Origin of the sequence: Actinoplanes sp. NPDC023801 (genome assembly GCF_040639655.1) — a bacterium.
In the GTDB taxonomy this organism is placed as follows: domain Bacteria; phylum Actinomycetota; class Actinomycetes; order Mycobacteriales; family Micromonosporaceae; genus Actinoplanes.
Genome location: NZ_JBFAAI010000011.1, coordinates 220,886 through 247,325, shown reverse-complemented (window position 1 = coordinate 247,325; position 26,440 = coordinate 220,886). Strand labels below are relative to the sequence as shown.

28 protein-coding genes, 1 pseudogene and 2 riboswitches are annotated in these 26,440 nt (G+C 69.2%); of the genes and pseudogenes, 12 read left to right on the top strand and 17 right to left on the bottom strand.

The annotated features are described in order from the left end of the window. Positions 1-57: 57 nt before the first annotated feature. The 3 genes from AB0G04_RS21685 to AB0G04_RS21675 are packed head-to-tail and all read right to left on the bottom strand — an operon-like array spanning position 58 to position 1,528. Positions 58-465: a GtrA family protein gene (locus AB0G04_RS21685; RefSeq protein ID WP_360985313.1), complete on the bottom strand. Its 408-nt coding sequence runs from the start codon at positions 463-465 to the stop codon at positions 58-60. Next, complete coding sequence (locus tag AB0G04_RS21680) at positions 462-1,166, bottom strand: glycosyltransferase family 2 protein (protein WP_360985310.1); 705 nt, start codon at positions 1,164-1,166, stop codon at positions 462-464. The genes AB0G04_RS21685 and AB0G04_RS21680 overlap by 4 nt, the downstream gene beginning before the upstream one ends. Next, positions 1,163-1,528: a DUF2304 domain-containing protein gene (locus AB0G04_RS21675; RefSeq protein ID WP_360985307.1), complete on the bottom strand. Its 366-nt coding sequence runs from the start codon at positions 1,526-1,528 to the stop codon at positions 1,163-1,165. The genes AB0G04_RS21680 and AB0G04_RS21675 overlap by 4 nt, the downstream gene beginning before the upstream one ends. A 206-nt stretch (positions 1,529-1,734) precedes the next feature. Here AB0G04_RS21675 and AB0G04_RS21670 point away from each other — a divergent pair, with 206 nt between their 5' ends. Then, the gene (locus AB0G04_RS21670; RefSeq protein WP_360985304.1) at positions 1,735-3,471 is read left to right on the top strand and encodes a hypothetical protein; all 1,737 of its coding nucleotides are present in this window, start codon (positions 1,735-1,737) and stop codon (positions 3,469-3,471) included. Between the two features lie 69 nt (positions 3,472-3,540). Here the strand turns inward: AB0G04_RS21670 and AB0G04_RS21665 are convergent, their stop codons facing one another. Genes AB0G04_RS21665 through AB0G04_RS21645 form a run of 5 tightly spaced genes read right to left on the bottom strand, consistent with a single transcriptional unit; the run spans position 3,541 to position 8,013 of the window. After that, positions 3,541-4,734: an acyl-CoA reductase gene (locus AB0G04_RS21665; protein ID WP_360985301.1), complete on the bottom strand. Its 1,194-nt coding sequence runs from the start codon at positions 4,732-4,734 to the stop codon at positions 3,541-3,543. Between the two features lie 54 nt (positions 4,735-4,788). Further along, positions 4,789-5,826: an acyl-protein synthetase gene (locus AB0G04_RS21660; protein WP_360985298.1), complete on the bottom strand. Its 1,038-nt coding sequence runs from the start codon at positions 5,824-5,826 to the stop codon at positions 4,789-4,791. Beyond that, a complete protein-coding gene (locus tag AB0G04_RS21655) occupies positions 5,823-7,046 on the bottom strand; it encodes an AMP-binding protein (protein ID WP_360985295.1) in 1,224 nt (407 codons plus the stop codon). The genes AB0G04_RS21660 and AB0G04_RS21655 overlap by 4 nt, the downstream gene beginning before the upstream one ends. Further along, positions 7,043-7,774 carry an SDR family oxidoreductase gene (locus AB0G04_RS21650; RefSeq protein ID WP_360985292.1) on the bottom strand — a complete coding sequence of 244 codons (732 nt, stop codon included), beginning with the start codon at positions 7,772-7,774 and terminating at the stop codon, positions 7,043-7,045. The genes AB0G04_RS21655 and AB0G04_RS21650 overlap by 4 nt, the downstream gene beginning before the upstream one ends. Next, positions 7,771-8,013: an acyl carrier protein gene (locus AB0G04_RS21645; RefSeq protein ID WP_360985289.1), complete on the bottom strand. Its 243-nt coding sequence runs from the start codon at positions 8,011-8,013 to the stop codon at positions 7,771-7,773. Before AB0G04_RS21645 ends, AB0G04_RS21650 begins: the two co-directional genes overlap by 4 nt. Positions 8,014-8,201: 188 nt before the next feature. Here AB0G04_RS21645 and pseB point away from each other — a divergent pair, with 188 nt between their 5' ends. From pseB to AB0G04_RS21615, 6 genes are all read left to right on the top strand, one after another. After that, complete coding sequence (pseB, locus tag AB0G04_RS21640; protein ID WP_360985286.1) at positions 8,202-9,182, top strand: UDP-N-acetylglucosamine 4,6-dehydratase (inverting); 981 nt, start codon at positions 8,202-8,204, stop codon at positions 9,180-9,182. Beyond that, positions 9,182-10,306, top strand: a complete 1,125-nt coding sequence (locus AB0G04_RS21635) for a DegT/DnrJ/EryC1/StrS family aminotransferase (protein ID WP_360985282.1) — start codon at positions 9,182-9,184, stop codon at positions 10,304-10,306. Before pseB ends, AB0G04_RS21635 begins: the two co-directional genes overlap by 1 nt. 3 nt (positions 10,307-10,309) lie before the next feature. Beyond that, entirely contained in the window at positions 10,310-11,119 is an 810-nt protein-coding gene (locus AB0G04_RS21630; protein ID WP_360985279.1) for a hypothetical protein, read from the top strand. Next, positions 11,116-12,642 (top strand): hypothetical protein, encoded by a 1,527-nt coding sequence (locus AB0G04_RS21625; RefSeq protein ID WP_360985276.1) that lies wholly within the window; start codon positions 11,116-11,118, stop codon positions 12,640-12,642. Before AB0G04_RS21630 ends, AB0G04_RS21625 begins: the two co-directional genes overlap by 4 nt. Next, positions 12,639-13,364 carry a glycosyltransferase family protein gene (locus tag AB0G04_RS21620; RefSeq protein WP_360985273.1) on the top strand — a complete coding sequence of 242 codons (726 nt, stop codon included), beginning with the start codon at positions 12,639-12,641 and terminating at the stop codon, positions 13,362-13,364. Before AB0G04_RS21625 ends, AB0G04_RS21620 begins: the two co-directional genes overlap by 4 nt. Before the next feature lie 85 nt (positions 13,365-13,449). Next, positions 13,450-14,457 (top strand): spore coat protein, encoded by a 1,008-nt coding sequence (locus AB0G04_RS21615; protein ID WP_360985270.1) that lies wholly within the window; start codon positions 13,450-13,452, stop codon positions 14,455-14,457. On the opposite strand, the gene AB0G04_RS21610 is transcribed toward AB0G04_RS21615, so the two are convergent. After that, the gene (locus tag AB0G04_RS21610) at positions 14,435-15,448 is read right to left on the bottom strand and encodes an NADPH:quinone reductase (RefSeq protein ID WP_360985267.1); all 1,014 of its coding nucleotides are present in this window, start codon (positions 15,446-15,448) and stop codon (positions 14,435-14,437) included. The genes AB0G04_RS21615 and AB0G04_RS21610 overlap by 23 nt on opposite strands. Before the next feature lie 85 nt (positions 15,449-15,533). Here AB0G04_RS21610 and AB0G04_RS21605 point away from each other — a divergent pair, with 85 nt between their 5' ends. After that, positions 15,534-16,004, top strand: coding sequence for a response regulator transcription factor (locus AB0G04_RS21605; RefSeq protein ID WP_360985264.1), 471 nt, complete (start codon positions 15,534-15,536; stop codon positions 16,002-16,004). Here AB0G04_RS21605 and AB0G04_RS21600 read toward each other — a convergent pair. From AB0G04_RS21600 to AB0G04_RS21585, 4 genes and pseudogenes are all read right to left on the bottom strand, one after another. After that, positions 16,005-16,824, bottom strand: a pseudogene (locus tag AB0G04_RS21600) (LD-carboxypeptidase). It abuts the gene before it with no gap. Between the two features lie 33 nt (positions 16,825-16,857). After that, positions 16,858-17,580 carry a zf-HC2 domain-containing protein gene (locus AB0G04_RS21595; protein ID WP_360985262.1) on the bottom strand — a complete coding sequence of 241 codons (723 nt, stop codon included), beginning with the start codon at positions 17,578-17,580 and terminating at the stop codon, positions 16,858-16,860. Then, positions 17,577-18,098 (bottom strand): sigma-70 family RNA polymerase sigma factor, encoded by a 522-nt coding sequence (locus tag AB0G04_RS21590; protein WP_360985259.1) that lies wholly within the window; start codon positions 18,096-18,098, stop codon positions 17,577-17,579. Before AB0G04_RS21590 ends, AB0G04_RS21595 begins: the two co-directional genes overlap by 4 nt. A 149-nt stretch (positions 18,099-18,247) precedes the next feature. Then, on the bottom strand, positions 18,248-19,372 hold the full coding sequence (locus tag AB0G04_RS21585; protein WP_360985256.1) for a neprosin family prolyl endopeptidase: 1,125 nt from the start codon (positions 19,370-19,372) through the stop codon (positions 18,248-18,250). Between the two features lie 351 nt (positions 19,373-19,723). Between AB0G04_RS21585 and AB0G04_RS21580 the strand changes: the two genes are divergently transcribed. Further along, on the top strand, positions 19,724-20,179 hold the full coding sequence (locus AB0G04_RS21580) for a cysteine dioxygenase family protein (protein WP_360985253.1): 456 nt from the start codon (positions 19,724-19,726) through the stop codon (positions 20,177-20,179). A gap of 4 nt (positions 20,180-20,183) precedes the next feature. On the opposite strand, the gene AB0G04_RS21575 is transcribed toward AB0G04_RS21580, so the two are convergent. The 3 genes from AB0G04_RS21575 to AB0G04_RS21565 form a co-directional block, all read right to left on the bottom strand. Further along, complete coding sequence (locus AB0G04_RS21575) at positions 20,184-20,744, bottom strand: hypothetical protein (protein WP_360985250.1); 561 nt, start codon at positions 20,742-20,744, stop codon at positions 20,184-20,186. A gap of 51 nt (positions 20,745-20,795) precedes the next feature. Then, positions 20,796-21,167, bottom strand: a complete 372-nt coding sequence (locus AB0G04_RS21570; protein WP_360985247.1) for an Atu4866 domain-containing protein — start codon at positions 21,165-21,167, stop codon at positions 20,796-20,798. Positions 21,168-21,284: 117 nt separating this feature from the next. Then, the gene (locus AB0G04_RS21565; protein ID WP_360985244.1) at positions 21,285-21,884 is read right to left on the bottom strand and encodes a TetR/AcrR family transcriptional regulator; all 600 of its coding nucleotides are present in this window, start codon (positions 21,882-21,884) and stop codon (positions 21,285-21,287) included. A gap of 186 nt (positions 21,885-22,070) precedes the next feature. Between AB0G04_RS21565 and AB0G04_RS21560 the strand changes: the two genes are divergently transcribed. Together AB0G04_RS21560 and AB0G04_RS21555 are read left to right on the top strand one after the other, a co-directional pair. Then, positions 22,071-22,967, top strand: coding sequence for an ABC transporter permease (locus AB0G04_RS21560; RefSeq protein WP_360985241.1), 897 nt, complete (start codon positions 22,071-22,073; stop codon positions 22,965-22,967). Continuing rightward, entirely contained in the window at positions 22,960-23,730 is a 771-nt protein-coding gene (locus tag AB0G04_RS21555) for an ABC transporter ATP-binding protein (protein WP_360985238.1), read from the top strand. The genes AB0G04_RS21560 and AB0G04_RS21555 overlap by 8 nt, the downstream gene beginning before the upstream one ends. Positions 23,731-23,791: 61 nt before the next feature. Here the strand turns inward: AB0G04_RS21555 and AB0G04_RS21550 are convergent, their stop codons facing one another. Then, positions 23,792-24,826, bottom strand: coding sequence for a hypothetical protein (locus AB0G04_RS21550; protein WP_360985235.1), 1,035 nt, complete (start codon positions 24,824-24,826; stop codon positions 23,792-23,794). Beyond that, a riboswitch (cyclic di-AMP (ydaO/yuaA leader) is annotated at positions 24,825-25,041 on the bottom strand. It overlaps the preceding gene by 2 nt. Positions 25,042-25,247: 206 nt before the next feature. Continuing rightward, a riboswitch (cyclic di-AMP (ydaO/yuaA leader) is annotated at positions 25,248-25,381 on the top strand. A 4-nt stretch (positions 25,382-25,385) separates the two neighbouring features. Between AB0G04_RS21550 and AB0G04_RS21545 the strand changes: the two genes are divergently transcribed. Then, positions 25,386-26,408 (top strand): hypothetical protein, encoded by a 1,023-nt coding sequence (locus tag AB0G04_RS21545; protein ID WP_360985232.1) that lies wholly within the window; start codon positions 25,386-25,388, stop codon positions 26,406-26,408. The last annotated feature ends 32 nt before the right edge of the window (positions 26,409-26,440 follow it).

Sequence of the window (26,440 nt, the reverse complement as noted above, 5' to 3'; positions counted from 1 at the left end):
CCCACCGTTGCGATCCTGTGAGCCGCCCGGCCGGAGGTAGGGATAACCCGACCACGGCTAGCTGAAGATCCATTTCTGCGAGACGAAGTAGTTGACCACCGACAGCACTGCCGTGGTGAGGACCTTCGCTACCAGGTACATCAGGCCCAAGGTTGTGAGCGCTTTCACCATCAGGACGGTGACCAGGAGGTTCACTACCACCAGCACGGCGTACCGGACAGCCTGGGACCCCATCCGCCCGGTCGAGGCGAACGACCACTGCCGGTTGAGGGCGAAGTTCACCACGAGACCGGCGAGGAACGACAGCGCGGTGGCCGGCTCCAGCCGCATGCCGAGCAGGCCGTGCAGCACGTAGAGCAGACCCGCGTCCACGACCACGCTGGTACCGCCGACGACCAGGAACCGGAAGCCACTGCTCCGGGTCAGCCGCAGCACCGAACCGGCCGGATCGGCTCCGGCCGTCACCGCCGGACCAGCGCGAGAAGCAGGGCCAGTCCGGACCGCAGCAGGTAGATCACCGACTTGGCCGGGGACGCGCTCGGCGTACCGCCCTGCCGCGGCCGCATCGCGACCGGGATCTGGCTGATCAGGTAACCGGACCGCCGGGTCTGGACGATCGTGTCGACCGTGTCGCCGAGGTACTCGACCGGGAAGTTGCGCGAGTAGAACTCGATCAGCTCGCCCCGGCACGCCCGGAACCCGGAGGTGGTGTCGGTCAGTCTCGTCCCGGCTATCGCGGACAGCGCCACCGACAGCAGCCTCATCGCCCACTGCCGCGGACCGCGGACCCGGTACGCGCCCTCACCGGCGAACCGGGCGCCGATCACCAGGTCGGCGGTCGCCAGCGCGTCCACCATGTCGCGCACGTACCGCGGATCGTGCTGCCCGTCCGCATCCATCTGCACGGCGATGTCGTAGTGGCGCTCGGCCGCGTACCGGTAACCGAGCCGCCGCGCCCCGCCGACCCCGAGGTTGTACGGCAGCCGGAGAACCTTGGCGCCCGCCGCCCGGGCCACCGCGGCCGTCGCGTCCCGGGAGCAGTCGTCGACGACCAGGATGTCGGCGTCCGGGAGTTCCTGCTGAATCTCCTTGATGACCGCGGTGATCGATTCCGCCTCGTTCCAGGCGGGCAGGATCGTGAGCAGCCGCTCATTGGTCGCCGTCACGGCGTTTCCACTCTCTCTCGCGACTCCTTGAATTCGGTGACCTCCGCCCGGAGCAGTGCGATCTCCTCGGAGAGACATCTCGTCTCCTCCTCCAGACGGCTGCTCTCCCAGGAGAGATGAACCGAGACCAGAAGCAGGAAGACGACGCTGAGGAAGAGGAACAGACTCAGCCCGGACGCGATGCCGAGGGCCGAGGTGAAACCGTCGAGCAGCGTCGGGACGAACGCCAGCGGAAGCACCGCAAGGGCCACCACCAGCCACAACGCACCGTACTTCTCACGCAGCTGTCTCCGGCGCAACAGCTCGAAGATCACGACCACCATGACGATCCCGGTCGCGGCCGTCACAAAAACTAGCCTCATTGGCTTTCCCCGCCGTCTGCACTGCTCCGATGCGCGGAATAGAGGATTGGCTATGAAAATTTCATTCCGCCATGGATCAGGAAGACGACAAGTGGACGCGACATGTCCGCCTGTTGTCGAGTCCGGGCAATGGCCGCGGGCGGTCAGGAATGGGTGAGGATTGCTGTTAGCGTGTCGCCGTTCATTCACTGGCGAAAGTGACAACCATGACGACAGACGTCACGCCGGCCCCGCACCGCGGAACGACAGCGGCGAAGCCCGCGCCCGACCGGACCCGGGCCGTGATCATCACGATCCTGGCAGTCGGGTGGCTGGCCGGAGTGTTGTGGCGGCTCTGGCTCGGAAACCCGATCACGCATCCCATCGCGCACACCGATGAGGACAGCTACATGAACGCGGCGCGGGCGATCGCCGGTGGGCCGGAGGGGTTCAGTTCGGAGACGCCGCTGTTCCGCCGCATCGGATACCCCCTGCTCGTCTCGCCGGCCTTCCTGTTCGGGCTGGACTTCGCCACCTCGTACAAGATCGTGCATGTCGTCAATGCCATGATCAGCGCACTCAGCCTGCCGCTGGCGTATCTGCTGGGGCGCCGGATGTTCGGAATGGGCACCCGGCTCGCGCTGGCCGCCGCGTTCGCCGCCGCCACGATTCCGGCCGGTGTCTTCTGGTCCCTCGTCGGCATGACCGACTCGATCATGGCGCCGCTGATGCTCGCCTGGTTCCTGGCGATCCACCGGTGGCTCGGCGACACCGGCCGCAAAGGGCCGGCGATCACCGCGGGCCTGCTGACCGGCGTGCTCTACACCGTGCACATCCGCGGCACGATCCTGCTCGCCGTCTACCTCGCGTTCCTGGCCTTCCTGGTCTTCCGGCGCCTGGCGAACGTACGCGCGGCCGCCCTGTCGCTCGTGCCGGTGATGCTGCTGATCGTGCTGAACCAGGTGGTCATCCTCCTGGTCGGGGACCGGGTGCACCTGCGCGGCGACATCGTCGGCGGCGGCACCCTCGCGGTGTTCACCGACAGCCAGCGGCTTCAGGTCTTCGTCGCGGCGGTCGGCACCAACATCTGGTACATGTGCGTGGTCACCGCGGGTCTGGCCGGTCTGGCCTGGGTCGCCGCCACGCTGGAGATGTTCCGGCCGGCCCGGGACGCGGCGTACCGCTGGACCGCCGGGGTGGCCCTGTTCAGCACGATCGGCACGGCTCTCGGGGCGGCACTGATCCTCGCCGGTCTGGTGGGGCTTCCGGCGGACGCGATCTATTCGCGGTACGTGCAGGTGTTCGTACCGTTCTGGCTGCTGTTCGGTTTCGCCGTGCTCGCCGACAGCCGGCTCCGCGCGCTGGTGCGGTACGCGATCGTGCCGGTGCTGGTCCTGGCCGTCGGCGGGGCGATCATCGCGTTCCGGCTGCGGTACGTCGCCGGGCAGGGGCACCGGCTGGGGTACGGCCTGTTCGGCGGCCCGGACATCATCACCATCACCGCCGGCTGGAAGGGATTCCGGCCGCTGGTGGGCACCGCGATCGGTCTCACCGGTCTGGTCGTGCTGCTGGCCGTCACCCGCCTGCGCAGGCTGGTGATCCCGGTGCTGGCGCTGGTGGTCGCGCTCAACTTCGTGACCATGGCGGTCATGCGGGACCGTCTCATCGAGCCGATCGCCGCCCGGTACACCCTGCCCATCGACCTGACGGCGCTCGGTGTCGGCCCCGGTGACTCGGTCGGATTCACCGACGACATGACCCACGAGGGGTACTTCGTCCTGTATCACGACGTCTACTGGACCGAGCTGACCCAGCTCGCCGACGACACGAACCCGGGCGTCGACGTGGTGATCGGCCGCTACTACCCCGGCGTGCCCTTCCACTGGGACGGCACGAGGTACGGCTACGAGCTGCTGGGCGCCAGCCAGGCCGACGGCCAGGTAGCCATCTGGCGCCGCCGCTGACCCCGGCTGGACACCACCGCTGTCTCAGGCACGCCGAGACAGCGGTGGTGTCCGGCCGGGGGTTGGGGTTCAGGGGTGCAGCGTGGTCAGACGGGTGAACTCGGCCGGCAGGTCGTATCCGTCCCAGACGGCGCCGAAGGTCAGCGCCGAGCCGAACGGCACGATCCGGTCCACACCGCGCCCACCCAGTTCGGTGGCGAAGGCCCGCAGCTCGGCCGGGGTGAACCCGAAGTGGCTGACCGTCTGGTCCTGCCGGTTCATCGCCGGTACGAGGTCGACGAGAGAGCCCACCTCGGCGAACGGGAACGCGCCCGCACCGATCCAGCGCCGGGGCGCCCGCTCGCTTCCGGCCAGGGTGACCGCGGTGATCCGGTTGTCCGGGAAGTCGAGCGCCGTCGCGGCCCCGGTGGCGGCCAGGCCGTACGCGTTGACCCGCTTCTCCACCGCCATGGCCGGGTCGACGGTCCAGCCGCGCTGGTCCACCACCTCGAGGAGCAGACCGAGGAACTCGGCCCGTACCTCGGTGGTGTCTCCCTCGCCGCCCACCAGGAACACGGTCCGCGGCGAGGAGCAGGCCGCCTGGTCGAACCAGTAGGCGTCGTTGGCGAACCCGACGACGGCGGCCCGGCGTGCGGCCGGATCGGCGGCCCGCCAGCCGGGGACCGACAGAACCGCCCAGGACGTACGGTCGGGAAAGGTCAGATCCCGGGCCGAGGGCCGCAGCGGCTGCCTGCGGATGGTGTCGACCGCCGTGTCGCCGCCCCAGATGACCCGCAGATCGCACCACCGGCTGAGAGCCGCCGTGATGGCGTCGTCGTGGCCGTAAGTGACCATTCGCTGGGTCCGGGCGATCACCGGGTCGGCTTCGGTCTCGTTCAGCGCTTCCAGGATGACCTCGGCCGCTCCGGCGGACCGTGACGAGATCCGGACCACGTTGTGGTTCCCGGCGAGCGCGGAGATCGCCCACGAGTAGACGAAGATGGTGTCCACGTTGGCCGGTGGCAGGTGGAAGACGTTGCCCCGCGGGAAGACCAGCGCGTCCGTTCGCGCGGTCATCCGCTCGACCGATCGCTTCAGCTCGGCCGGCCGCAGGAAGTAACCGAGCGACCCGAGCTCGGGGTGCCGCCGGGCCACCGCGGGGGCGAGCAGCTTGCGGGCCACCTTGGCCAGGAAGTCGATCATCCGCGGGTCGCCGACGGTGAGCCGGTCCCCGGACGGGGCCGTGAGGTCGCCCTCGGCACCGAACCTGAACTTCAGTTCCATCTCAGCATGCCCTTCTGGCGTTCGCCCGCAAGGCCGGGAGCTCGGTGCGTACGGTCATGTCCCGGCACTCCGATACGTGTCCGAGCAGCCCCGGGCCTCGGCCCGGGGCAACCGGCCGAGCACCGAGAACCGCTTGCCGGGCCAGTCGCCGTCGTCGACGCCGTGCACCACACCGAGATCCTCGGTGAGCAGCACGTGCCCGGGGTACGAGGTGGGCAGGGTGCTCACCACCTCGATGAGGCCCGGTTTGCCGGGCGGGAGCTCCGCCCACGTCTCCGGGTCGCGGACCACCACGTCCGCGAAGTCGGGGCAGTACAGCGAACCACCGTCCGGGCCTTCAAGGAAGATCGTCCCGATCTGCTCGACCATGCCGTAGAAGTTGTGCACCCGGGTGATGCCGACACCGGCCAGGCGCGAGCGGAACTCGGCCGGGGAGACGGCCTGGTCGACGAGCTTCTTCCAGCCACCGGAGTGGATCAGGATGCCGTTGCCCAGGTCCAGCCCGTGCGACAGTGCGACCTCGTAGAGGTGCAGCCAGACCAGGTAGGTGAACCCGAAGATCAGGAACGGCTCGCCGCCGTGCTTCGCCAGGAAGGCCCGGATGCCGTCGAGGTCCACGGCGCCGTCGGCATCGAGCGCCCAGCAGTGGTCACGTCCGAAAGTGGACATGCCGAGCACGCCGGCGCCGCGGGCGCTGAACGAGCGGCGGTCCTTCAGGATCGACTTCGTGTCGACGATGAGCATCGGCAGGCGACGCGGCCCGAGCACGGTCTGCAGGGTCGCCCCGAGCTGCCGGGTCTGTGTGGCGGCGGCCGCTTTGTCCAGGTAGATCCGGCTGACCTCACCGGTCGTACCGCTCGAGGTGAGGACCTTGAACACCTCGTCGTCCGGGATGCTCTTCAGCTCCAGGGTCTTGAACAGCCGCACCGGCAGCCAGGGCAGTTCGGCGATGTCCGAGGCTCCGCCGAAGCCGGACGCCGCGAGGATGCGATCGTAGGGCGCACAGTTCCGCCGGTGGTGCTCGACGAGTTCGACGAGTTCCGGCAGCAGCGCCTTCTCCCGGTCGGACTGGGACAGGGTGAAGACACTCACAGCGACGCCTCCAGGGCGCGGTAGTCGGTCTTGCCGTTCGGCAGCAGCGGCAAGACCTCGATGGCACGCACGTCGACGCCGGTGAAGTGGGTACCCAGCCAGTCGGCGATCTTGGTGCGCAGCGCACGGATCTCGTCGGCGCTGATTCCTTCGGCGAAGACGTGCAGCCGGTCGTCGCCGGCCACGGCCGCGACCGGGAACTCCCGCTCCACGTCGTCCAGGTTGATCCGGACGCCGAAGACCTTGCCCATCCGCTTCATCCGCCCGGTCAGGAAGAGGAAGCCGTCCTCGTCGATCCGGCCCAGGTCACCGGTGTGCAACACGCCACCCAGGTCGTCGCCGCGTGCCAGGTCGGCGGCCGTTTCGGCGTACCCCATCATGACGTTGGGTCCTCGATAGACGACCTCGCCGTCCTCGACGGTGAAGGATCCACCGGGCATCGCCCGGCCCGCCGAGCCGAGCTTTCCGGCGAGGTGGGACGGGGGCAGGCAGGCCATTCGCGGGGCCGCCTCGGTCTGGCCGTACATGACGAACATCTGCCCGCCCACGGCCGCCATCCGGCCGGCGAAGTCGGTGACCAGGTCGGTGCGCAGACGGCCTCCGGCCTGGGTGATCGTACGCACGGACGGGTGCTTGGCCGGGTCGAAGCGCAGCCGTCGCAGCATCTCGTACTGGTACGGCACGAACGCCAGCGAGGTGACCCGGAACCGGTCCACGGCGGCCCAGAAGTCGCGCTGCATGATCCCGGTCCGCTCGAGCACCACGGTGGCCCCGCGCAGCAGGTGCGAGTGCAGCACCGACAGCCCGTACGAGTAGAAGAGCGGCAGCGTGGTGATGGCAACGTCGTCCGCCGTGATGCCGAGGCTGTCCGCGACCTGCCCGGCGTTGGCGAGCACCGCCGCGCGGGAGAGCCGGACGAGTTTCGGGTCGCCGGTGGAGCCGCTCGTGGTGAGCAGCAGAGCCAGGTCGGGATGCACGTCGGAGGTGGTGTACCGGGCGATCAGTCCGGTGTGGTCGGTCTCCGGGTCGAGCAGCACGACCGGCTTTCCCAGCCGGAGCGCCGCGAGATAGCGGGCCACCGCGGGGACGGTCGCCGGCATCGGCAGGAAGACGATCGGCTCACCGGTCAGCGTGGCCGCGGCCTCGTCGATCAGCTCCGGGGTCAGTTCCTCGCCGGTCTCGGCGTCGACGACCCGGGCCGCCGGGTGGAGCAGGTTCACAGCGTCAGTCCCCCGTCGACCCCGAGCACCTGGCCGGTGACGAACCGGGCCTGTTCGGAGAGGAGGAAGGCGATCACGTCGGCGACCTCGGCGGCGGTGCCGAGCCGGCCGAGGGCGGTGTTCGCGACCCGCTCGGCGCGACCGTTCTCGTCCAGGGTGCCGAGCATGTCGGTGGCGATGAAGCCGGGCGCGACCGCGTTGACCCGGATGCCGCGCGGGCCGAGTTCCTTGGCCGCCGACCTGGCCAGCCCGGCCACCGCGGCCTTGGACGCCGCGTAGACGGCCTGGCCCGCGATACCGTACGTGCCGGTGACCGAGGCGGTCAGCACGACCGCCGGGTTCTGGCCGCGCGCGAGCAGCCGGACCGCGTGCTGCAGGGTGTACGCGGCACCGGCGGCGTTCACCGCGAAGAGCCGCTCGATGGTGGCGTCCGGTGTCATGCCGAGCATCCCGGCCTCGTGCGTGCCGGCGTTCACGACAAGCGCGTCGAGGCGCTTGAAGCTCTCGAAGGCGAGCCGGGCGAGCGCCTTGCTGGTGGCCGGGTCGGCGATGTCGCCGGACGCGTGCACGGCCGTGATCCCGAACTTGCCGGACAGGGCGGTCGCGGCCTCCTCGACGCCGGACGGGCCGTGGCCGTGCAGCACCAGGTCGTAACCCTGTTCGGCGAGCCGGTACGCGGTCGCCCGGCCGATCCCGCGCGACGCCCCGGTGACCAGGGCGACGCTCACTTGACGTCCACCCCGTATTTACCGAGGATTCGCACGGCCTCGGCGAAGCTGGACATATTGATGACGTCGTCGGTGTCAATCATTACCGAGAATTCATCTTCAATGGTCGCGACAAGTGACATGTGCGCGAGCGAATCCCACTTCTCGTTGTCCTGGTAGCGCAGGTCATCCACGGGCGCATCCGCCGGAAGATCGAGGGCGGTACGGAACGCCTCGCGTAGTCTCTGCAGCTCAGTCACGGTGCAACTCCAAGTCGGGGTGATCAGAGGAGACCTACGATCCGCAGGTTCCCAGTCGTGACGACCAATCCCGGCTGAACTGGGAATGAACTGCGCGCAGCATTTCTCCGCTCTTCTGGAAATGCCGTCGAAGGTGGTTATGCTTCCGGCTCGTAACCGGCCTGCCGCTAAACCCCCGGAGATAACTCGTGTCTGAACTCGCCGGCTCCTCGATCCTTGTCACCGGCTCCACCGGGTCGTTCGGCAAGGCTTTCCTGAAGTACGCCCTGACGCACCTCGACCCGGCGCGCATCGTGGTCTTCTCCCGTGACGAGCTGAAGCAGTACGAGGTCCGCCAGATGTTCGGCGACGACCCGCGACTGCGCTTCTTCATCGGTGACATCCGCGACGAGAAGCGCCTGGCGCGGGCCATGCACGGCATCGACTACGTGGTGCACGCGGCCGCTCTCAAGCAGGTCGACACCGCCGAGTACAACCCGTCCGAGTTCGTGGCCACGAACATCAACGGCACCCAGAACGTGATCGACGCGGCCATCAACGCCGAGGTCAAGAAGGTCGTCGCGCTCTCCACGGACAAGGCGTCCAGCCCGATCAACCTGTACGGCGCGACCAAGCTGGCCGCCGACAAGATCGTGATCGCCGGCAACCACTACGCCGCCACCCACCCGACCCGGCTCGCCGTGGTCCGCTACGGCAACGTGATGGGCTCGCGCGGCTCGGTCGTCCCGTTCTTCCGCAAGCTCGCGGCCGACGGCAAGAGCCTGCCGATCACCGACAAGCGGATGACCCGGTTCTGGATCACCCTGGACCAGGCGGTCAAGTTCGTCGTCGACTCGTTCGACGTGATGCAGGGCGGCGAGCTCTACGTCCCGCGGATCCCCAGCATGCGGATCATGGACCTGGTCGAGGCCGTCGCTCCCGGCGCGCCCACCCACGAGATGGGCATGCGTCCCGGCGAGAAGCTGCACGAGGAGATGATCGCCGCCGACGACAGCCGCCGGACGCTGCGTTTCAAGGACCGCTACGTGGTCCAGCCGGTCGTCGCGAGCTGGGGCTACACGACGCCCGAGGGCGGCGAGGAGGTCTCCGACGGGTTCAACTACCGCTCGGACAACAACGACCTCTGGCTCTCGGTCGACGAGATGCGCGACCTCCTCGCGGAGGACTGATGCTGCCCTACGGACGACAGTCGATCGACGCCGCCGATGTGGCGGCGGTCGTCGAGGCTCTCGGCAGCGACTGGCTCACCACCGGCCCGCGGGTCGCGCGGTTCGAGGACGAGCTGGCAGAGGTGGCCGGCGCACCCTGCGTGACGGTGACCAACGGGACCACGGCACTGCACGCGGCGTACGCGGCGGCCGGTGTGACCGCGGGGGACGAGGTCGTCACCACGCCGATGACGTTCGTCGCGACGGCCTCGGGCGCTGCCCTGCTGGGCGCCAAGGTGATCTTCGCCGATGTGGAGGAGGACACCGCCAACATCGACCCGGCCGCCGTCGAGGCCGCGGTGACGTCCCGGACCAGGGTGATCGCGGCAGTCGACTACGCCGGTGTCCCGGCCGACTACGACCGGCTGCGGAAGATCACCGACGAGGCCGGGGCGATCCTGCTCGGTGACGCGGCGCACTCGATCGGATCGACCTACCGTGGGCGGCCGGTCGGCTCGCTCGCCGACCTCACCACCTTCTCGTTCTTCCCGACGAAGAACCTCACCACCGGCGAGGGCGGGGCGGTCGCCTCGATCCGGCCCGAACTGCTGCAACGGGTTCGCACGTTCCGGACCGTCGGCCTGGTCCGCGACCCGGACCGGCTTCGTCACCCCGACGAGGGCGGGTGGCATCAGGAGGTCCACGAGTTCGGTCTGAACTACCGGCTGCCCGACGTCCTCTGCGCGCTCGGCTCGGCCCAGCTGCGCCGCCTCGCCGAGTTCAAGGCGCGCCGTGCGCGCCTGACGGCACGCTACGACGAGCTCCTCGCCGGCGTTCCCGGCCTGCGTCTTCCGGCTCAGGGTTCCGATGTGGACCCGGTCCGTCATCTCTATCCGGTACGGATTCTCGGCGGCCGCCGCCGGGAGGTGTACGACCGGCTGCGCGCGGCCGGCATCGGGGTGCAGGTCAACTACATCCCGGTCTACTGGCACCCGGTCTTCGAGGACCTGGGCTACCGGCGTGGCATGTGCCCGGTGGCCGAGTCGTTCTACGCCGAGGAGCTGTCCCTGCCGCTGTTCTACGACCTGAGCGACAGTGACCAGGACCGTGTCGTCGAGGCACTGCGCGGGATCCTCGGGAGCTAGCGGGTGCACCACGGGAACCACTTCTACGGCCACGCCCATGTGCTCGCCGGGTACTGCGGGCTGGATCCGGCCGCCCCGCCCCGGATCGACGGCTACCTGCAGCACGGGTGGAACGTGGTGGACGGGCTGGGCGCGGGTACGCCGTACGCGCCCGGTAGTCCGATCTTCGTGTGGTCCGAACGCACCCGGCGGCGGGCCTGGTCGATGGGCCGTCCACTGGCGACGGTGACCGGTGCCCCCTTCCTCTACCTCCTGCGCTCGGCCGGGGAGCCGCCGGCCGTGGAGCCGGAGGGGACGATCTGGTACCCGTTCCACGGATGGGAGGGGCAGAAGGTCAGCGGTGACCACCACCGGCTGATCGATGAGATCGTCGGCACCGAGCCGGGCCCGATCACCTTCTGCCTGTACTGGAACGAATTCCAGGACAGCCGCATCCGGGCGCTCTACGAGAGGGCCGGGCGGGTGATCTGTCACGGGTACCGCGGCTACATGCGGATGCGGACCGACCCGGGGTTCCTGCACAACCAGCTCGCCGAACTGCGCCGGCACCGCCGGGTCGCGTCCAACCGGCTGAGCACCGCGATCCTCTACGGCACCGCGGCCGGTTGCGAACCCGCGGTGTACGGCGACCCGATGCACCTGGAGAAGGAGGACACCCCGACGGCCGGCCGGATCCGCCGCGAGTGGCCGGAGCTGCACGGCGTCGACCCCGACCCGGAGACCGCGCGCGAGATCGTGCTCGCCGAACTGGGTGACGGCCACCTCGCCTCCCCGGCCGAGCTGCGGGCGATCCTGGGCTGGACCGCAGCATGATCACGCTGATCGGCGGCGAGATGCCGGAGTACGCGGAGGAGTACCCGCCGGCCGGCGGACCGCTCCACCGGCACCTGCTCGAACGCCTGCCCACCGGAATCCGGGTCCTGGTGGCCGGACCGCACGACCCCGGACTGATCAGTGCCCTGGCCGATCGCCGCGACGTGACCTGCCTGGTCCGTTCCCAGCCGGACGCCGGGTCGCTCCCCGGGAACGTGCTGTGCGGGACCCTCGCCAAACTGACCGACGCCGACCGGTACGACGTGGTGGTAGCCCTCGACGGCACCGGCCGTCTCTGCTCCCCGGAGGGGCCCCAGCTGGACTGGGCCGCATCGGTGCGCGTCCTCAAACGGGCCCTGCGTCCCGGCGGCACCCTGCTGCTCACGGTGGAGAACGAGCTGGGTGTGCACCGTCTGGTCGACCCGCGGGCACCGACCGCGTCCCCGGCCGGGGATGCGTGGCGCCCGCTCGGCGAGTTCGGCAGCGCCCCTGGACGGCCGGACCGGCTCGCGGCGGCGCTGGCTGCCGAGGGCCTGCCGGTCGCCGGGATGGCGGCGGCCTGGCCGCTGCCGGCGCGCCCGACACTCCTGGTCACCCCCGAGACGCTGCGGTACGGCCCACTGGACGCGCTCGCGGCTTTCGCGTCGGCGTCGGTCGCTCCGGCGTACGACCGGGTCCTGAGTGATCCCCGGCGGCTGGCCGCCGCTGCCGTGCGCCGTGGTCTCGGCGCCGAGACGGCCCCGGCCTGGCTGGCCGTCGCCCAGCGCGCCCACCGCCCCGGCCAGACAGTCGCGTTGCCGCCGGCGTTGTTCGCCGGCCCGTCCGGCGCCGTGACCGAGATCGTGGGCGCCCCGGACGGCAGCTGGCTGCGTCGCGTCGTTCCCGGCTGGCTCGCACCGCTGTCTCCCGGTACGGGAGACAGCGGTGCGAGCCAGCCGGGCTTTCCGCACGGGCCGCTCCCGGCCGGCCGGCTGCTGGAGGAGCGGCTTCTCACCGCGGCACTCGCGCACGACCTGCCGGACCTGCGGCGACTGCTGACCGGCTGGATGACCGCGCTGCCGATGGCCGCGGCCGACAACGTGCTGGTCGACGGCGAACAGTTCGTGGTACTCGACCCGACCGTTCCGGATCAGCCGGACGCGTTGGCCCGGCTGGCGAACACCCTGATCACCGGCGGTTACCACCACCCGTGGCCGGCTGTCACCGAGGTACCGCGGCTCATCGCGATCCTCGCCGGAGCCGCCGGGCTCGCCGGGACACCGGCCGCACCGACCGAACCGGCCCCGGCACCGGACGGCCGGCGGGAACTCGAAATTCAGCTCGACGCCCTGCGCCGGCGGCTCGCCGACGCCGAGGCCCGCAGCCACTTCTTCGAGGCCGAACTCGAAAAACGCGAGGCCGAACTGGGCCGCGCCAAGACACAGATCGCCGCGTTCAGCGGCAACCTCGGCTATCGCGCCGCCAAGGCCGGGCTCGTCCTGGCCCGCGCCGCCCGCAATCGCCTCCGAAAAGGACGGTCATGACCACCCTCGGCATCATTCAGGCCCGGATGGGCTCCACCCGGCTGCCCGGCAAGGTGCTGCGCCGCCTCGGCGGACGAACCGTCCTCGACCGGGTCGTCCACGCCGCCCGGGACAGCGGCGTCCTCGACGACCTGGTCGTGGCCACCACGATCCTGCCCGACGACGATGCGATCGTCGCCGAATGCGCGGCGATCGGTGTCGACTGTCACCGCGGGCCCGTCGACGACGTGCTCACCCGGTTCCTCGGGGTGCTGGAGACCCGGTCGGCCGACGACGTGCTGCGGTTCACCGCCGACTGCCCGCTGCTGGACCCGCGCCTGGTCGCACGGGCCTACCGGGTGTTCGCGGCGGCCGGCGTCGACTACCTGACCACGTCGATCACCCGGACGCTCCCGCGCGGACTGGACGTCGAGGTGGTCCGGGCCGCGGTGCTCAAGGAGATCGACAAGCTGGCGTACGACCATCACCGCACCCACGTGACGTCGTACGTCTACACCCACCCCGCCGACTTCGACCTGATCGGGTTGACCGTGCAGCCGGACATGTCGAACCTGCGGCTCACCCTCGACACCGAGGACGACTGGCGGCTGATCGAGGCGATCGTCGACCACTTCGGCGACGCACCGTTGGCGGTCCGTGAGATCGCCGACTGGCTCGGCGTACGGCCGGAACTGGCCGAACTCAACGCGCACATCATGCAGAAGGACCTGGAGCAGGCATGATCGACTGCACCGAGCGGCAGCCACCGGCAGCCTCCCCCTCATGCCGCGGGCGAGGGCCGGGAGAGCATGTCCAGGCAGGCACAGCTTGAGCACCATCGGGATCCGGTGCGACGCGGGGGCCCGGACCGGGGTCGGGCATCTGGTGCGATGCGTGGCCCTGGCCGAGGAGCTGACCGCACGCGGCGTGGACGTGCACTTCCTCAGCGATCTGGGCGGGGTGACCTGGGCCGAGGCGCAGCTGGAGCAGCGCGGGCTGCCATGGCATCCGGCACCCTACGACGAGGTGGGGCTGGTATCCGCGGTGCAGCGGCTGCAGCTCGATGCTCTGGTGATCGACTCGTACACGCTGCCGCCGCCGCACAGCAAGGCGGTCCGGGCCACCGGAACGACCGTCCTGGCCATCGTGGACGGTGATCCGCGCGGACAGGACGCCGACATCTTCGTCGACCAGAACCTGGACGCGGTGCTCGACGTCGGGGACGTCCGGCTGGCCGGTCTCGACCATGCGCTGCTGCGGTCCTCGGTGCGGCGGTTGCGGCCCTCGGCGGCGCCGGTGAGCTCGTTCGCCCGTACGCCCAAGGTCGTCGCCTTCTTCGGCGGAACCGACGCCTACCGTGCCGCGCCGCAGGTGGCCCGGCTGCTCGTGGACGCCGCGGCGCCCTTCGAGGCGACCGTCGTGGCCGCCGACGCGTCACTGCGCGCCGAGCTGCTCACGATCCCGGCCGGTGAGGGCCAGCACTTCGAGATCATCGACCCGACCGACCGGCTACCGGAGCTGCTCGCCGACGCCGACCTGGTGGTCAGCGCCAGCGGCACGTCGACCTGGGAACTGCTCTGCCTGGGCCGGGCGGCCGCGCTGGTCTGGGTGGTCGACAACCAGATCATCGGGTACGAGCGGACGGTCGCGCACGGTTACGCCGCCGGGCTCGGCCGTCTCGGCGAGCTGGGCGACCACGCCGTCACCACCCTGCGCCGGCTGCTCCTGAACCCGGCCGAACGCACCGCGCTCGCTGTCCGGGGCTGGGCAGCGGTCGACGGGCGTGGCGTGGAACGAGTCGCGGACGTCCTGCTCAGGGGGCGGTCACCTCGATGACGACCTTGCCGACGGCGTGGTTCTCGACGGCTTCGTGCGCCTCGGCGATCCGTTCCATTCCGAAGCGCAGGATCGGCAGCCCGGCCTCCTCGCCGACGCGGAACGCGCCCGAGTTGACCGCCTCGGCGACCGCCGCGACCGCGTTCGCCTTCTCCTCCGGTTTCGTCGTGTAGGTGAGCACGAAGTCGAGGCTGACGTTCTTCAGCATGGCCTTGAAGCTCGGCACGCTGAACTTTCCGGGGACATATAGCGCGATGTTGCCGCCGGGTGCGATCACGTCGAGGTCGAGGTCGAGGTTGTCGTTGTTCACCTCGACGACGACATGCGGCCCCTCCGGGCTGATCTCGCGCACCCGGGCGGCGACGTCCTCATCCCGATAGTTGATCACCGCGTCGGCGCCGGCGGCGAGCGCGAGTTCCGCCTTCTCCTTGGAGCTGACCGTGGTCAGTACCGTCGCCCCGGCCCATTTGGCGAGCTGAATCGCCGCATTGCCGACCGCGCCCGCGCCACCGGCGACCAGAACGGTCCGGCCGGTCAGCGCGCCCGGTCCCAGCCGGGCCGGGCCGTCCGCGGCCACGGTCAGGCAGCGGTGCGCGGTCAGCGCCGGAATGCCCAGGTCGGCGCCCGCCTCGAACGGGACGTCCTCGTTCATCCGCACCACCTGGGCACGGGGCAGAACCACGTACTCCTGGGCGGTCCCGTTCGCCCGGCCGTAACCGGCGTCCCACACCCAGACCCGGTCGCCCGGCTCCAGATCGGTCACGCCGATGCCGAGTGCGTCCACCACCCCGGCACCGTCCTGGTGCGGAACCCGTGGCGGAGCGATCCCGTCGGGTACGCCGCGACCGGCTCGGGTACCGGTGTCGGTCGGGTTCACGGCCGAGAGGACGATGCGGACACGCACCTCCCCGGCGCCGGCCACAGGCAGCTCACGATCGGTGATACGCAGTACGGAAGCGGGGCCCGGTTCGTCGAAAACGGCAGCACGCATACCCCCACCCTATTTCGCGCTCAGCCGATCTTCCGGGTTGCCGAACAGGAGTAACGGCAGTCCGCCACATTTCCGGGAGGTTCCCGTGCCCACCGTGTTGATCGCCGACGACGAGGCCGACCACCGCGATCTACTGACCCTCGCGCTGCACCGGCTCGGCTACGACGTGGTGACCGCCGCCGACTCCGCCGGCGCCCTCGCGATGCTGGCCGCGGGCGGCATCGACGCCGCTCTGATCGACGTACGGATGCCGGGGGTCTCCGGCATCGAACTGTGCCGGCAGATCCGGAGCTCGCCGGAGAACGAACTCCTGCCCATCATGGTGGTCAGCGCCGACGTGCACCGCCACCAGATCATGACGGCACTGCACGCCGGAGCCGACGACTTCCTGGCGAAACCGTTCAGCCGGGCGCAACTCACCGCACGGCTGGAAACTCTGCTGCGGACCCGGCCCAGCTCCGCGGCCCGCTCGGCGGCGGCGGCCCGGGCCGCGCTGCTCGCGGCCCGGCACGCCGTGATCGAGGAGACCCCGGTCCCGTACCGGCACACGGCCTGATCAGTAGTGCGCCGTGATCCGGCGGCCCGGCCCGTCGACCGTCACACGGCCGCCGTAGGGCAGCACCCATTGCGGTGAGGTGTGCCCGAAATCCACCCCGAAGACCACCATGGCCTCCGGGTGGTACATCGCGAACGCCTTGAGCACGGCCGCCCGCTGCTCCTCCCGATAGGCGTCCCGCTTCTCCACCGGGCGCGGATCGAAGAAGACGGTGGCCTTCGCGGTCGCCACCAGGACGGCCGGGAACTGGCGCAGCAGCCCGCGTTCGCCGAAGTTGCGCAGCATCTTGAACACGGGCACGCGGGTCCGCCCAGTTCATCTCCTCCTCGCAGAACTCCGCGACCGGCCGGATCTCCAGCTCGGTCTCGTCGAAGAGGGCCGCCCGCAAGGACACGAGATGCTCCGGGTCGACACCCGCGCCGCGTCCCAGGTGCACCATCGTCGAACCACCGTGGAACGCCGGGATGCCGTGGAACCAGAGCCAGTTCAGCAGGTTCGTGTTGTCCGAGAAACCGAGGAACGGCTTGGGGTCGGCGCGGAACACCGCAGGGTCGAGGTGTGGCAGCACGGTGATCTGGTCGTCGCCGCCGATGGTGGCCAGCACCGCCCGGATGGACGGGTCGGCGTAGGCGGCCATCAGGTCGGCGGCCCGGTCAGCCGGGGACGAGGCCTGCCGGGTGGTGGGGTACTCGACCGGCTCCAGGCCGAGTTCACGGATCCGGCGCAGGCCCAGCTCGTGCACGGCCGGGAAGATCGCCGGCGCGGCGAACGAGGGCGAGACGACAGCGACGCGGTCACCGGGGCGCAGTTTCATGGTCATCATTCAACCGGCCCCGGCAACCGGATTCTGGCGTCAGGTCACCGTCGCCGTACCGAGAACCTTGCCGTCCCTGTCGGTGACCAGGACCGCGTCGACGTCGGTCGCCATGGTCGAGCTCGCACCGGTCAATTTCGCCTCGCCGTCCGGAGTGCCGCCCCAGACCGCGGCCTGCTCGGTCTGACCGGCCCGGCTGCGAACCAGGCAGAGGAACGGGCCGTTGCCGCTGATCCCGGTCACCTCGAGATTCACCTCGACGCCCCACTTCTTCGGCGTGAGCTTCGCCTCGCCGGCCAGGCGGCTGCCGAGCGCCGGCTGGAACCGCGCGTTGACCAGCTGAACGCTGGCCGGGGGTTGTGCCACGGGTTCGTTCGGTGTGGTGTTGTTGGTGAAGATCCCATAGGTGACGCCGGCGGCCGCGATCAGCGTGACGGCCGCGGCGGCGAGCCACCGCACCCGGTTGACCCGGGTCTCCTTGAACTTCTCCGCCCGCATCCGGCTGAGCAGGGTCTCGATGTTCTGCGGGCTCGGCCTTGCGGCCGGGCTGACCGCGAGCGCCGCGCCACCTCCGAGGTGCCGCGCGTCCGGCATTCTCTGGAGCATTTCGGGTACGGGTGACAGCCGGTCCAGTTCGGCACGGCACTCGGCGCAGTCGTGCAGGTGGGCGTCGAGCCGCTCGGTGTCCGTCTCGTCCAGCCCGCCGAGGAGATAGCCACCCAGCAACCGGTGCAGGGTCTGGTGGTCGTCGAGGTCGCTCATCGCAGCATCCCCATCTCCTCGAAGACGGTCCGCAGCGCGCGAACGGCGTAGTAGGCGCGCGATTTCACCGTGCCCTCCGGCACCGAAAGTCTTCGCGCCGCGTCCGCCACGCTCTGCCCCTCGTAGTACATCTGCTGGATCACCGCCCGGTGTTCCGGCGAAAGGCGTTCCAGTGCCTCCGCCACCAGCCAGCCTTCCACCATCTGATCAACATTGTCTCCCGACGGCACCGAGTTGACCGCGTTCTCGTCGGCGACCAGCTTCGGCCGGCGCTGTTCGGCACGCCAGGCGTTGGTCACCACGTTACGAGCGATGGTGAGCAGGTACGACCTGGTCCGTCCCGGTTCCGGGTCGAGGTGGTCGATGTGCTTCCAGGCTCGTAACAGGGTCTCCTGAACCAGGTCCTCCGCCTTGTGCCGGTCGTTCACGTACCGGGAGACGAAGTTGATCAAGATGGCATAGTGTTCGGTGTAGAGCGCGGTCATCAGTTGCTCGTCGGGGTTTCCCCGTCGCTTCATCGGCGCCAGCTCTCCCCTCGGGTTCGGCCCGGCCACCCGGATGTACATCGTGGCATGTGGACAGGTTCAAAGGTGGCCCGGAAAACCGGAAAAACGTCGATGCCCGGCCCCTTGCGAGGACCGGGCATCGACGTCGGAAAGATCGATTATCAGCAGGCTCCCGGCCCGCTGAAGCTGAACGTTCGAGTGCTCAGCTTGTTGGGAGGGTAGATCCTGTCCTCGATCTTCTCGCCCACGCCCTCGGGACGCACGTACAGGTCGACCTTCGGACCGTTCAGGTAGGACACGCTGCCGATCTTGGCGGCCTTGGGATCCGGCTCGCCTTTCTTCTCGCCATCCTTGATCAGGGGCTCGACGCCGTTGCCCATGTCGCTACAGGGCGTCGCACTGGGGGAGGCCACCTCACCGAAGAACTGAATCAGTTCGCTCTTGGAGAAGTCGACGGTCCATTGGCTGGCCGGGAAGTAGCCGACCCACTCCGAGTCGTAGGCGATCCACCAGGCCTTGTCGAAGTACTGGATGCCGAACCGCTTCGTCACGTCCTGCGGCAGGGTGTCGCCGGGGCGGATGTTCTTGCTGTACTGCACGAAGCCGCAGCCGTTGTAGCACTTGGGCTTGCCGTCGACCCAGTGGAAGACGAACAGGTGCGGGTCGTCGTCGCCGTTGACGACCCGGTCCACGTTCCAGCCGACCTCGACGATCTGGGCGCTCTCGCCGTCGCCCTTCTGCACGCTCAGCTCGGCCAGCGTGTGGTAGTCCTCCGTGGCCAGCGCCGGCTTGCTGATCGTGAAGTTGGCGTACGCACCCTCGGTGACGGCGGCCTGTGAGCCGACGCCGTAGTGGAAGAAGACCTTCGGATCGTCGGCGGCCGCGTTGACCGCCGGTGGGGTCGGCGGGATGACCCTGGTCCGCTCCGACTTGAGGAAGGACTTGCGGGAGGAGCGGCCCTTCGGCGCGTACTCCTCGCCGGTCGCGTCCGGTGCGGCCGCGTCCAGGCCGGCCGCCTTCAGCGTCTTACTGCTGGCGCCGTCACGCCCGGTGCGGACCTTGCCGGGGCGCTGGCCCCAGGGCAGCTTCGCGGGCGGGGTCAGTTCAGGCGCCGCTTCGGCCGGTTCCGCCGGCTCCGCCGCGATCGGGTCGGCCGGGGCGACGGCCGGCGCGGGGCTCTCCGGGATCTGTTCCGCGCCCGCGTTGAGAGTCGAGACGACTCCGATGGAGCCGACCACGGCGGCGGTCAGGCCGGCCGCGAGCAGTCCGCGGCGTGACTTCAACACGTGTCCGTCCTCGCTGTCAGGACATCGGAGGGGGGCCTCCGGCGCCGGTTCCCGGCGCGCTGGTCACCATATAGCCTTCTCTATTCGGCAGGGACCGTCTGAGCAGCGTATTTCGGCGGAACGGCCGATCGGGGTAGGCCGATTCGGTGACACATCGACCGGATTAATCAACGCAGCGTATTCGCGCGATTCCTCAACGAAGTTTTTCGCACCACGTCCAGAAAGAGGCAAAGTTCGACAAGCCTCTTTCGAGCTCATGACATCCGACGGAAAGCCACCCACACGCCGTAGATCATGTGGTAAAACCTATTAGGTCTATAGGTTATGTAGAGGCTTTCGGAGGGCAGTGCCGTGCCGCACGATCATCTCGCCATCGCTCAGCGCTTCTCGGCCGAGGCCGCCGGCTGGCCCGTCGCGCCCCGCTTCGATCCGGTCGAGCGCTGGTACCACCGGCTCACCCTCACCGACGACTACGAGGTCTGGCTGCTCACCTGGCTACCCGGCCAGAGCACCGAGATCCACGACCACGGCGGCTCAGCCGGGGCGTTCCACCTGCACAGCGGCACGCTGGTCGAGGACACCGTCTCGGTGAGCGGCGGAACGGCCCGAGTCGTCTCGCGGGAACTCGGCGAGGGTGCCGGCCGCCGCTTCGGAAGCCACCACATCCACCGGATCGAGAACCGCTCAGCCCGGCCCGCGGTGAGCGTGCACGTCTACGGCCCGGCCCTGACCAGGATGACCAAGTACCGCCTCCGCCCGTCCGGCCTCGAGGTCCTGACCGTGGAGCTCGCCGGCGCCCAGTGGTGACCGCCTACCGCGGGTACACCACGCCCGAACGACCGCTGTAGAGGTAGCGGGTACCGTCCACCTCACGGCCGGTGTTCGGCGCGTCCAGCCACACGATGTAGGCCTCACCAGGAGTCAGACCGCTGATCGTGGTGCTCACCGAGCAGCCCTTGCCGGGCGGCACCGGCTTCCACTCCGGCTCCGGCTGCGGACCGGTGACCAGCTCCTGGAGAACCGCCGCGACCCGGTAGTCGGACAGGCCCTGGGCCGGCCACTCCACGGTCAGCGCACCGGCCCCCGGCGTCACCTCGACCGGGATCATCACCGGCTCGGTACGCGGCCAGATCTTCGTACAGCTCGGATCCGGCGCCGGCATGGAGAGCGACACCTCGGGCGTCACCGCCGGCTTGCCGGTCGTCTCAGTCGGCGACGGCGTCGCCTTGCCCGCGTCCACCACGATCCACTGCCTCCCCTCGGCAGCCGTCGCGGACTCGCCGTCCGCCGGCCCGCCGAGGCCGAACGCCGCGCAGCCACTGAGCGACAGCGTTGCCGTCGCCAGCGCGAGCGCGATCCTGGTGTGCCGCATACGTCCCCCCGGTTCGGTGTCCCCTACCGATCGGCCCGCCGAAGCGGCTCCTTAGTTCGCCGAGGCGGCCGGGAGCAGCCGGTGCCCGGCCATCTCCAGCTCGCCGTCGTGCACGAGCACAGCGGTCTGCAGGCCGGAGTCGTCGCGCAGCACGACGGACTCCCCCTCCACCAGGTAGGTGCCCCGGGCCGCCTGACGCCGCCCGGACACCTCACCGGCGTACGTGCCGTCCCGGCGCAGCTGCAGCTTGACCGCACCGTCCTGGCTGCGCCACGCGCCGATGACGGCCGCGCCGGTCACCGCTGGTGGGTGGAGGGCACCCGGACCGGCGTACGAGCTCGTCGTACCGCCCAGGGCGATCGCGAGGATGGAGGCGGCGTCGAGCACGGTGAAGTCGACGCGGTGTTCACAGGTGGTGGCCATGGTCTCCGGCTCCGGAGGGGTCGGGGGTCGGCCTCTCCGGTCGGCAGCACCGGCTTGCGTCCCTGGACTTCTGAGTTGCAAAAGGGAGCGAACCGGTGCCCGCAAGGGTGCGGAGGGTCAGGCGGTGGCCTTCAGCGCCGCGGTGACCGCGACGGTGAACTTCTCCAGGTAGTCGTCCTCGATCGGCTGGCGGGCCACGGCCAGGCGCCAGTAGAGCGGGCCGAGGATCAGGTCGACGGCCACGTCCGGGTCGGTGCCCTCGGGAAGCTCGCCCCGGGCCACGGCCTGACCGATCAGCTTCTCCCCGACCGCCTGCTGATGGGTCCGCAGGGCCCGCTGCAACGTCTCCGCGATCTGCGGGTTGCGGGCCGCCTCGGCCATCAGGTCCGGGATGATCTGCGAGGCCATCCGGTGCTTGAGCGCCGTGCTGACGATCAGAAGGAGCAGTGCGAGGTCGCCGGAGAAACTTCCGGTGTCCGGAAGTGGAACCTTCCGTTCGGCGACAGCCGAGATTATCTCCATTACCATCTCGAGCTTGTTGCTCCATCGACGGTAGATCGCGGTCTTGCCGACGCCGGCACGACGGGCCACCGCTTCGATGGACAGCCTGCCGTAACCCACCTCCGCCAGCTCGCTCATGACCGCGTTACGGATCGCCACGGTGATGTCGCCTCGGAGCACCGCCGCTCCGGCAGGTGCGCGCTTGATTGTCGCCACACAGTCACTATAGCGCTACGACGTAACGGTTGCGTTCCGCCGTTTGGTCAGCTACCGTCACAGCCACGTCGATACGAACCCGTTCCATCGGCACGGCCGGGAGCCTGTCATGCTGCTTCTGTGTCCTCGCATCAGGCATCGGATCCCGCCGCGCCCGAAGGGCCGACCAGATCGGAGCACCACCCCATGACAGAGACGGCGGTCGCCTCGGCCGACGCCGGGCTCTCCCTCAAGGAGCTGGCCCGGCGTAACGGCCTGAGCGCCTCCGGACGGCTTCCCAGCCTCCCGGAGTACACCCGGCAGCTCTGGGCCTACCGGCACTTCATCGCAGCCCATGCCAGCGCCAAGATGACCTCGGCACTCGGCAACACCAAGCTGGGCGCGGTGTGGCAGGTGCTGACGCCGATCATCAACGCCGCGGTCTACTACGTGATCTTCGGCTTGGTGCTCCAGGCCGACCGCGGCATGGACAACTTCATCGCGTACCTGTGTGTCGGGGTCTTCGTCTTCCAGTTCACCCAGTCGGTGGTCCAGACCGGGCAGAACACCATCGTCGGCAACCTGGGCCTGATCCGGGCGTTGCACTTCCCACGGGCCAGCCTGCCGCTGTCCGCCGTAGTGGTCGAGACCCGGAACTTCATCGTCGCCCTCGTCGTGCTGATGGGCATCGTGCTGGTGACCGGGGAGCCGCTCACCCTCGAGTGGCTGCTCGTCCTGCCGGCCCTGCTCCTGCAGTCGGTCTTCAACACCGGCCTGGGCCTGTTCATGGCGCGCTACGGCTCCAAGTTCCGCGACATCCGCCAGCTGGTCCCGTTCATCATGCGGTTCTGGCTGTACGGCTCGGCCGTGCTCTACCCGGTGACCATGTTCCGGAACGTGCTGTCCGGCTGGCAGCTCCAGGTGGTCGAGGCGAACCCGATGCTGATCTTCATCGAGCTGATGCGCCACGCGCTGCTCGAGGGCGCACCCCTGGCCAACCCTCCAGCCGTGCTGTGGATCCAGGCGACGCTCTGGGCGGCTGTCGTCGGCATCGGCGGTTACGTCTACTTCTGGCGCGGAGAGAAGGGTTACGGCCGTGGCTGACAACGAGCGCGTCCCCACCGTCGTCGCCGACGACGCCCACATCATCTACAAGATCCACCAGGCCGGGGCGGGCAGCACCAGCCCGGTCGCCAGCTTCAAGCGTCTCGCCACCCGCGGCAAGAACGCGAACATCCGCGAGGTGCACGCGGTCAAGGGCGTCAGCTTCGTCGCCTACAAGGGCGAGGCGATCGGCCTGATCGGCACCAACGGCTCGGGCAAGTCGACGCTGCTGCGGGCGGTGGCCGGGCTCCTGCCGGTGTCCCGTGGCGCGATCTACGCGGCCGGGCAGCCCTCGCTGCTGGGCGTCAACGCGGCCCTGATGAACGAGCTGCCCGGTGACCGCAACGTCGAGCTGGGCTGCCTCGCGATGGGTATGACGCCGGCCGAGGTGAAGGCCCGCAAGGACGAGATCATCGAGTTCTCCGGCATCAACGACAAGGGCGACTTCTCCACCCTGCCGATGCGGACCTACTCGTCCGGCATGTCGGCCCGCCTGCGGTTCTCCATCGCCGCCGCGAAGAAGCACGACGTGCTGCTGATCGACGAGGCGCTGGCCACCGGTGACGCCAAGTTCCGCAAGCGCAGCGAGGAGCGGGTCCGCCAGCTTCGCCGCGAGGCCGGCACGGTCTTCCTGGTCAGCCACAGCGAGCAGTCGATCCGGGACACCTGTGAGCGGTGCATCTGGCTGGAGGCCGGCGAGATCCGCGCCGACGGCCCGACCGCCGATGTGATGAAGGAGTACGAGGCCTTCTCCCGCCGGTAGGCGACCTCATACGAATGGCGCGCCCCGCTGGGTCAGCGGTGCGCGCCATTCGTGTGCGCTGCTAGTTGACCGACAGATGCACGTGGTTGGTGTGGTCGCTGGACGGGTCGCCGCCCGCCCCGCTGTACGACTTCCAGCCACTGCTCGGCAGCCAGATCCGGCGGTACCAGATCACGTAGAGCACGTTGAGATCGTCGGCGTTGTTGATGAAGTAGTTCGCCAGCCGATCGCCGTACGTCTTGTCGGCTCCGGTGGCATCCCCGCCGAACGTGCCCTTCTCGGACGAGAAGTCGCAGGCCCGGCCCTTGGGGTGCTCACCGCTGTTCTGGGTGCGCCAGCACTTGGTGAACCGGGTGAACCCGTCGGCACGGGCCTCCTTGTAGGCGTGCAGGAGGGTCGGGGTGACGCAGCCGCCCGTCCCGGTCGGGTCGGTCTCGCTGCAACCGCCGCCCCCCGGGCCCGGCGCCGCGTCGGCGCTGCCGCCGCCGTCGGACGATGAACCGGCGTCGTCACCCTGGTTCGCGGCCTTCAGCGCGGCCTCGGCCTGCTGCTTCTGCTTCGCCATCACGGTGACCTGCTTCTGCTGGTCCTTGATGGCGATGTCGATCGCGCTCTTGGCCTTCTGCTGGGTTTCCCGGGTGGTCTTCAGATCCTGGATCGCGCGGTTCTGGTCGGCCGCGACGACGGCCAGTGTCTCGGCCTTGTCCAGGAAGCCCTCGGGGCTGCTGGAGTTGATCAGAGCGGCCATCGGGCCGGCCCGGCCGGTGGCGTACGCCTGGGCCGCCATCTCGTCCAGCGCCTGCTGCTGCGGGCCCAGGGCGGCGTCCAGCCGCTTGAGCTCGGCGGTCAGCTTGGCCTGCTGCTCCTTGGACGTCTTCAGCTTGGCCTTGGCCTCGACGAAGCCCTTGGAGGCCTTCTCGAGCTTGTCGATCAGGGAGGCGGATCCGCCCTCACCGTCGTCACCTGAGTCGCCGGGGGCGGCGAACAACCGGGGGGCCGCGGTGGCCGGCGTCGGGGCAACGGCCAGTCCGCACGCGGCGACGAGCAGCGCCAGCAACGCCGCTAATCGCCGCGCAGTGTTCTGCTGCACAGGCATTTCCTTCCGTCGGCCGCCGGCCGGGTTAGCTGACGGGTTCGGGACGAAGGAAATCCCTACCGCTGTGCGCGGATTCACCCCGGGAATGCGGCTTGTTCACGACCTGCCCCGAGCTTCGCTCCCGGCGGGTCGGTGACGGCGTCCGCACCGTCGCGAATAAGTCACATCATTGGATCCCCGGCTCGCCATTTACGGCGATTAGGCGGCGGCACCCATACGGGAACCGCACCGACCATACCTACTCGATCGACAGATCGACAGTTCTCGCACAGCTGGCAATGACCCCGACACGAACGGTGACAGAATTACGGAAAGTCGTTGATCGGTAACACTTTTCGCCGTTCCTCGGGTCTGATCCACGGCGATATCTCGGGTAAGCTGACCGCCGGTCCTGCCAGGACGGCACCGCCCCCGAGTTGCCGGCAGGCCGCCGCCCAATCGCCGAAAGGCGAGCCGGGGAACCAGGTCACTGGGGTGTATCCGCAGTTTGCGGTAGGGATTGCTTCCGTCCCGAACCCGTCAGCTAACTCGGTCGGCGGTGACACGGAAGGAACTGTTGATGACCGCAAGTCCCCGCCGGTGGCTGATTCTTGCCCTGGCACCGCTGGCGGCTGCCGTGATGCTCATGGCGCCCTCGTCTCCGGCCTCGGCCGAGCCCGGCGGTTCCTCGACCACTGCTCAAGAGCAGGAGCAGGATGACGACGCGCTTCTCTCCGATGTGATCGAATCCACAAACCGGCGATATGTCGCTGCCAAGGCGGCCGTGGAGAAGTCCACGAAGACGCAGACGCAGCTGGCCAATCAGATCAAGCAGGCCGAGGCCCGGCGCAACGCGCTGATCCCTGAGGTCGATCAGATCGCCAAGCAGCAGTACATGACGGGCAATCTCAGCACCGTCAGCTACCTGCTGAAATCGAACTCGTCGACCAACTTCATGGAGAAGGCGGTCTCGCTCGAGGAGATCAACCGGCTGCACGACGCCAAGTTGAACGAACTCAACCAGGCCGTCCGGACCATCACTGAGAGCAAGAAGCGTCTCGATGCCGAGGTCAAGCAGCAGCAGCAGGACGCCGCGCTGATGAAGAAGCAGAAGGACCAGGCCGCGGACGCGTTCGCGCTGGTCGGTGGCAAGGGTGTCACCAAGGGCTTCGTGGTTGCCGACTCGCCGGACGCGGCTCCGGCGCCGCGCAACTCCAGCGGCGGCTTCTCCTCCGAGGGCTGCACCGAGAAGGACCCCACCACCGGCGGCTGTGTGACCAAGCGCACCCTGCACATGTACAAGGAGACCAAGAAGGCCGGCTTCAACATGTTCGTCGGTTGCTACCGGCCCGGTGGCCCCTACGAACACCCGAAGGGCCGGGCCTGCGACTGGTCCCTTCAGAAGAGCGGCTTCTCCAGCTACGACACGGACAAGGAATTCAAGTACGGCAACGACTTGATGGCGTTCCTGGTTCGTAACGGCGACCGGCTCGGCATCTACTACGTGATCTGGAATCGGAAGATCTGGTTCCCGGCCAACGGCTGGAGCGACTACCACGGGGCCAGTGCGCACACTGACCACGTACACGTCTCCATGCTTTAACGGCAGACAGCGAGAAGGCCCGCCCCCGGGAA

Excerpts from the sequence above, each read along its gene's own strand:
- AB0G04_RS21675 (WP_360985307.1), bottom strand. The coding sequence starts at position 1,528 with ATGAGGCTAGTTTTTGTGACGGCCGCGACCGGGATCGTCATGGTGGTC.
- AB0G04_RS21635 (WP_360985282.1), top strand. The coding sequence starts at position 9,182 with ATGCTGCCCTACGGACGACAGTCGATCGACGCCGCCGATGTGGCGGCG.
- AB0G04_RS21590 (WP_360985259.1), bottom strand. The coding sequence starts at position 18,098 with ATGAAGCGACGGGGAAACCCCGACGAGCAACTGATGACCGCGCTCTAC.
- AB0G04_RS21610 (WP_360985267.1), bottom strand. The coding sequence starts at position 15,448 with ATGCGTGCTGCCGTTTTCGACGAACCGGGCCCCGCTTCCGTACTGCGT.
- AB0G04_RS21545 (WP_360985232.1), top strand. The coding sequence starts at position 25,386 with ATGACCGCAAGTCCCCGCCGGTGGCTGATTCTTGCCCTGGCACCGCTG.
- AB0G04_RS21550 (WP_360985235.1), bottom strand. The coding sequence starts at position 24,826 with ATGCCTGTGCAGCAGAACACTGCGCGGCGATTAGCGGCGTTGCTGGCG.
- AB0G04_RS21595 (WP_360985262.1), bottom strand. The coding sequence starts at position 17,580 with ATGAGCGACCTCGACGACCACCAGACCCTGCACCGGTTGCTGGGTGGC.
- AB0G04_RS21625 (WP_360985276.1), top strand. The coding sequence starts at position 11,116 with ATGATCACGCTGATCGGCGGCGAGATGCCGGAGTACGCGGAGGAGTAC.
- AB0G04_RS21665 (WP_360985301.1), bottom strand. The coding sequence starts at position 4,734 with ATGGAACTGAAGTTCAGGTTCGGTGCCGAGGGCGACCTCACGGCCCCG.
- AB0G04_RS21670 (WP_360985304.1), top strand. The coding sequence starts at position 1,735 with ATGACGACAGACGTCACGCCGGCCCCGCACCGCGGAACGACAGCGGCG.
- AB0G04_RS21560 (WP_360985241.1), top strand. The coding sequence starts at position 22,071 with ATGACAGAGACGGCGGTCGCCTCGGCCGACGCCGGGCTCTCCCTCAAG.
- AB0G04_RS21570 (WP_360985247.1), bottom strand. The coding sequence starts at position 21,167 with ATGGCCACCACCTGTGAACACCGCGTCGACTTCACCGTGCTCGACGCC.
- AB0G04_RS21620 (WP_360985273.1), top strand. The coding sequence starts at position 12,639 with ATGACCACCCTCGGCATCATTCAGGCCCGGATGGGCTCCACCCGGCTG.
- AB0G04_RS21575 (WP_360985250.1), bottom strand. The coding sequence starts at position 20,744 with ATGCGGCACACCAGGATCGCGCTCGCGCTGGCGACGGCAACGCTGTCG.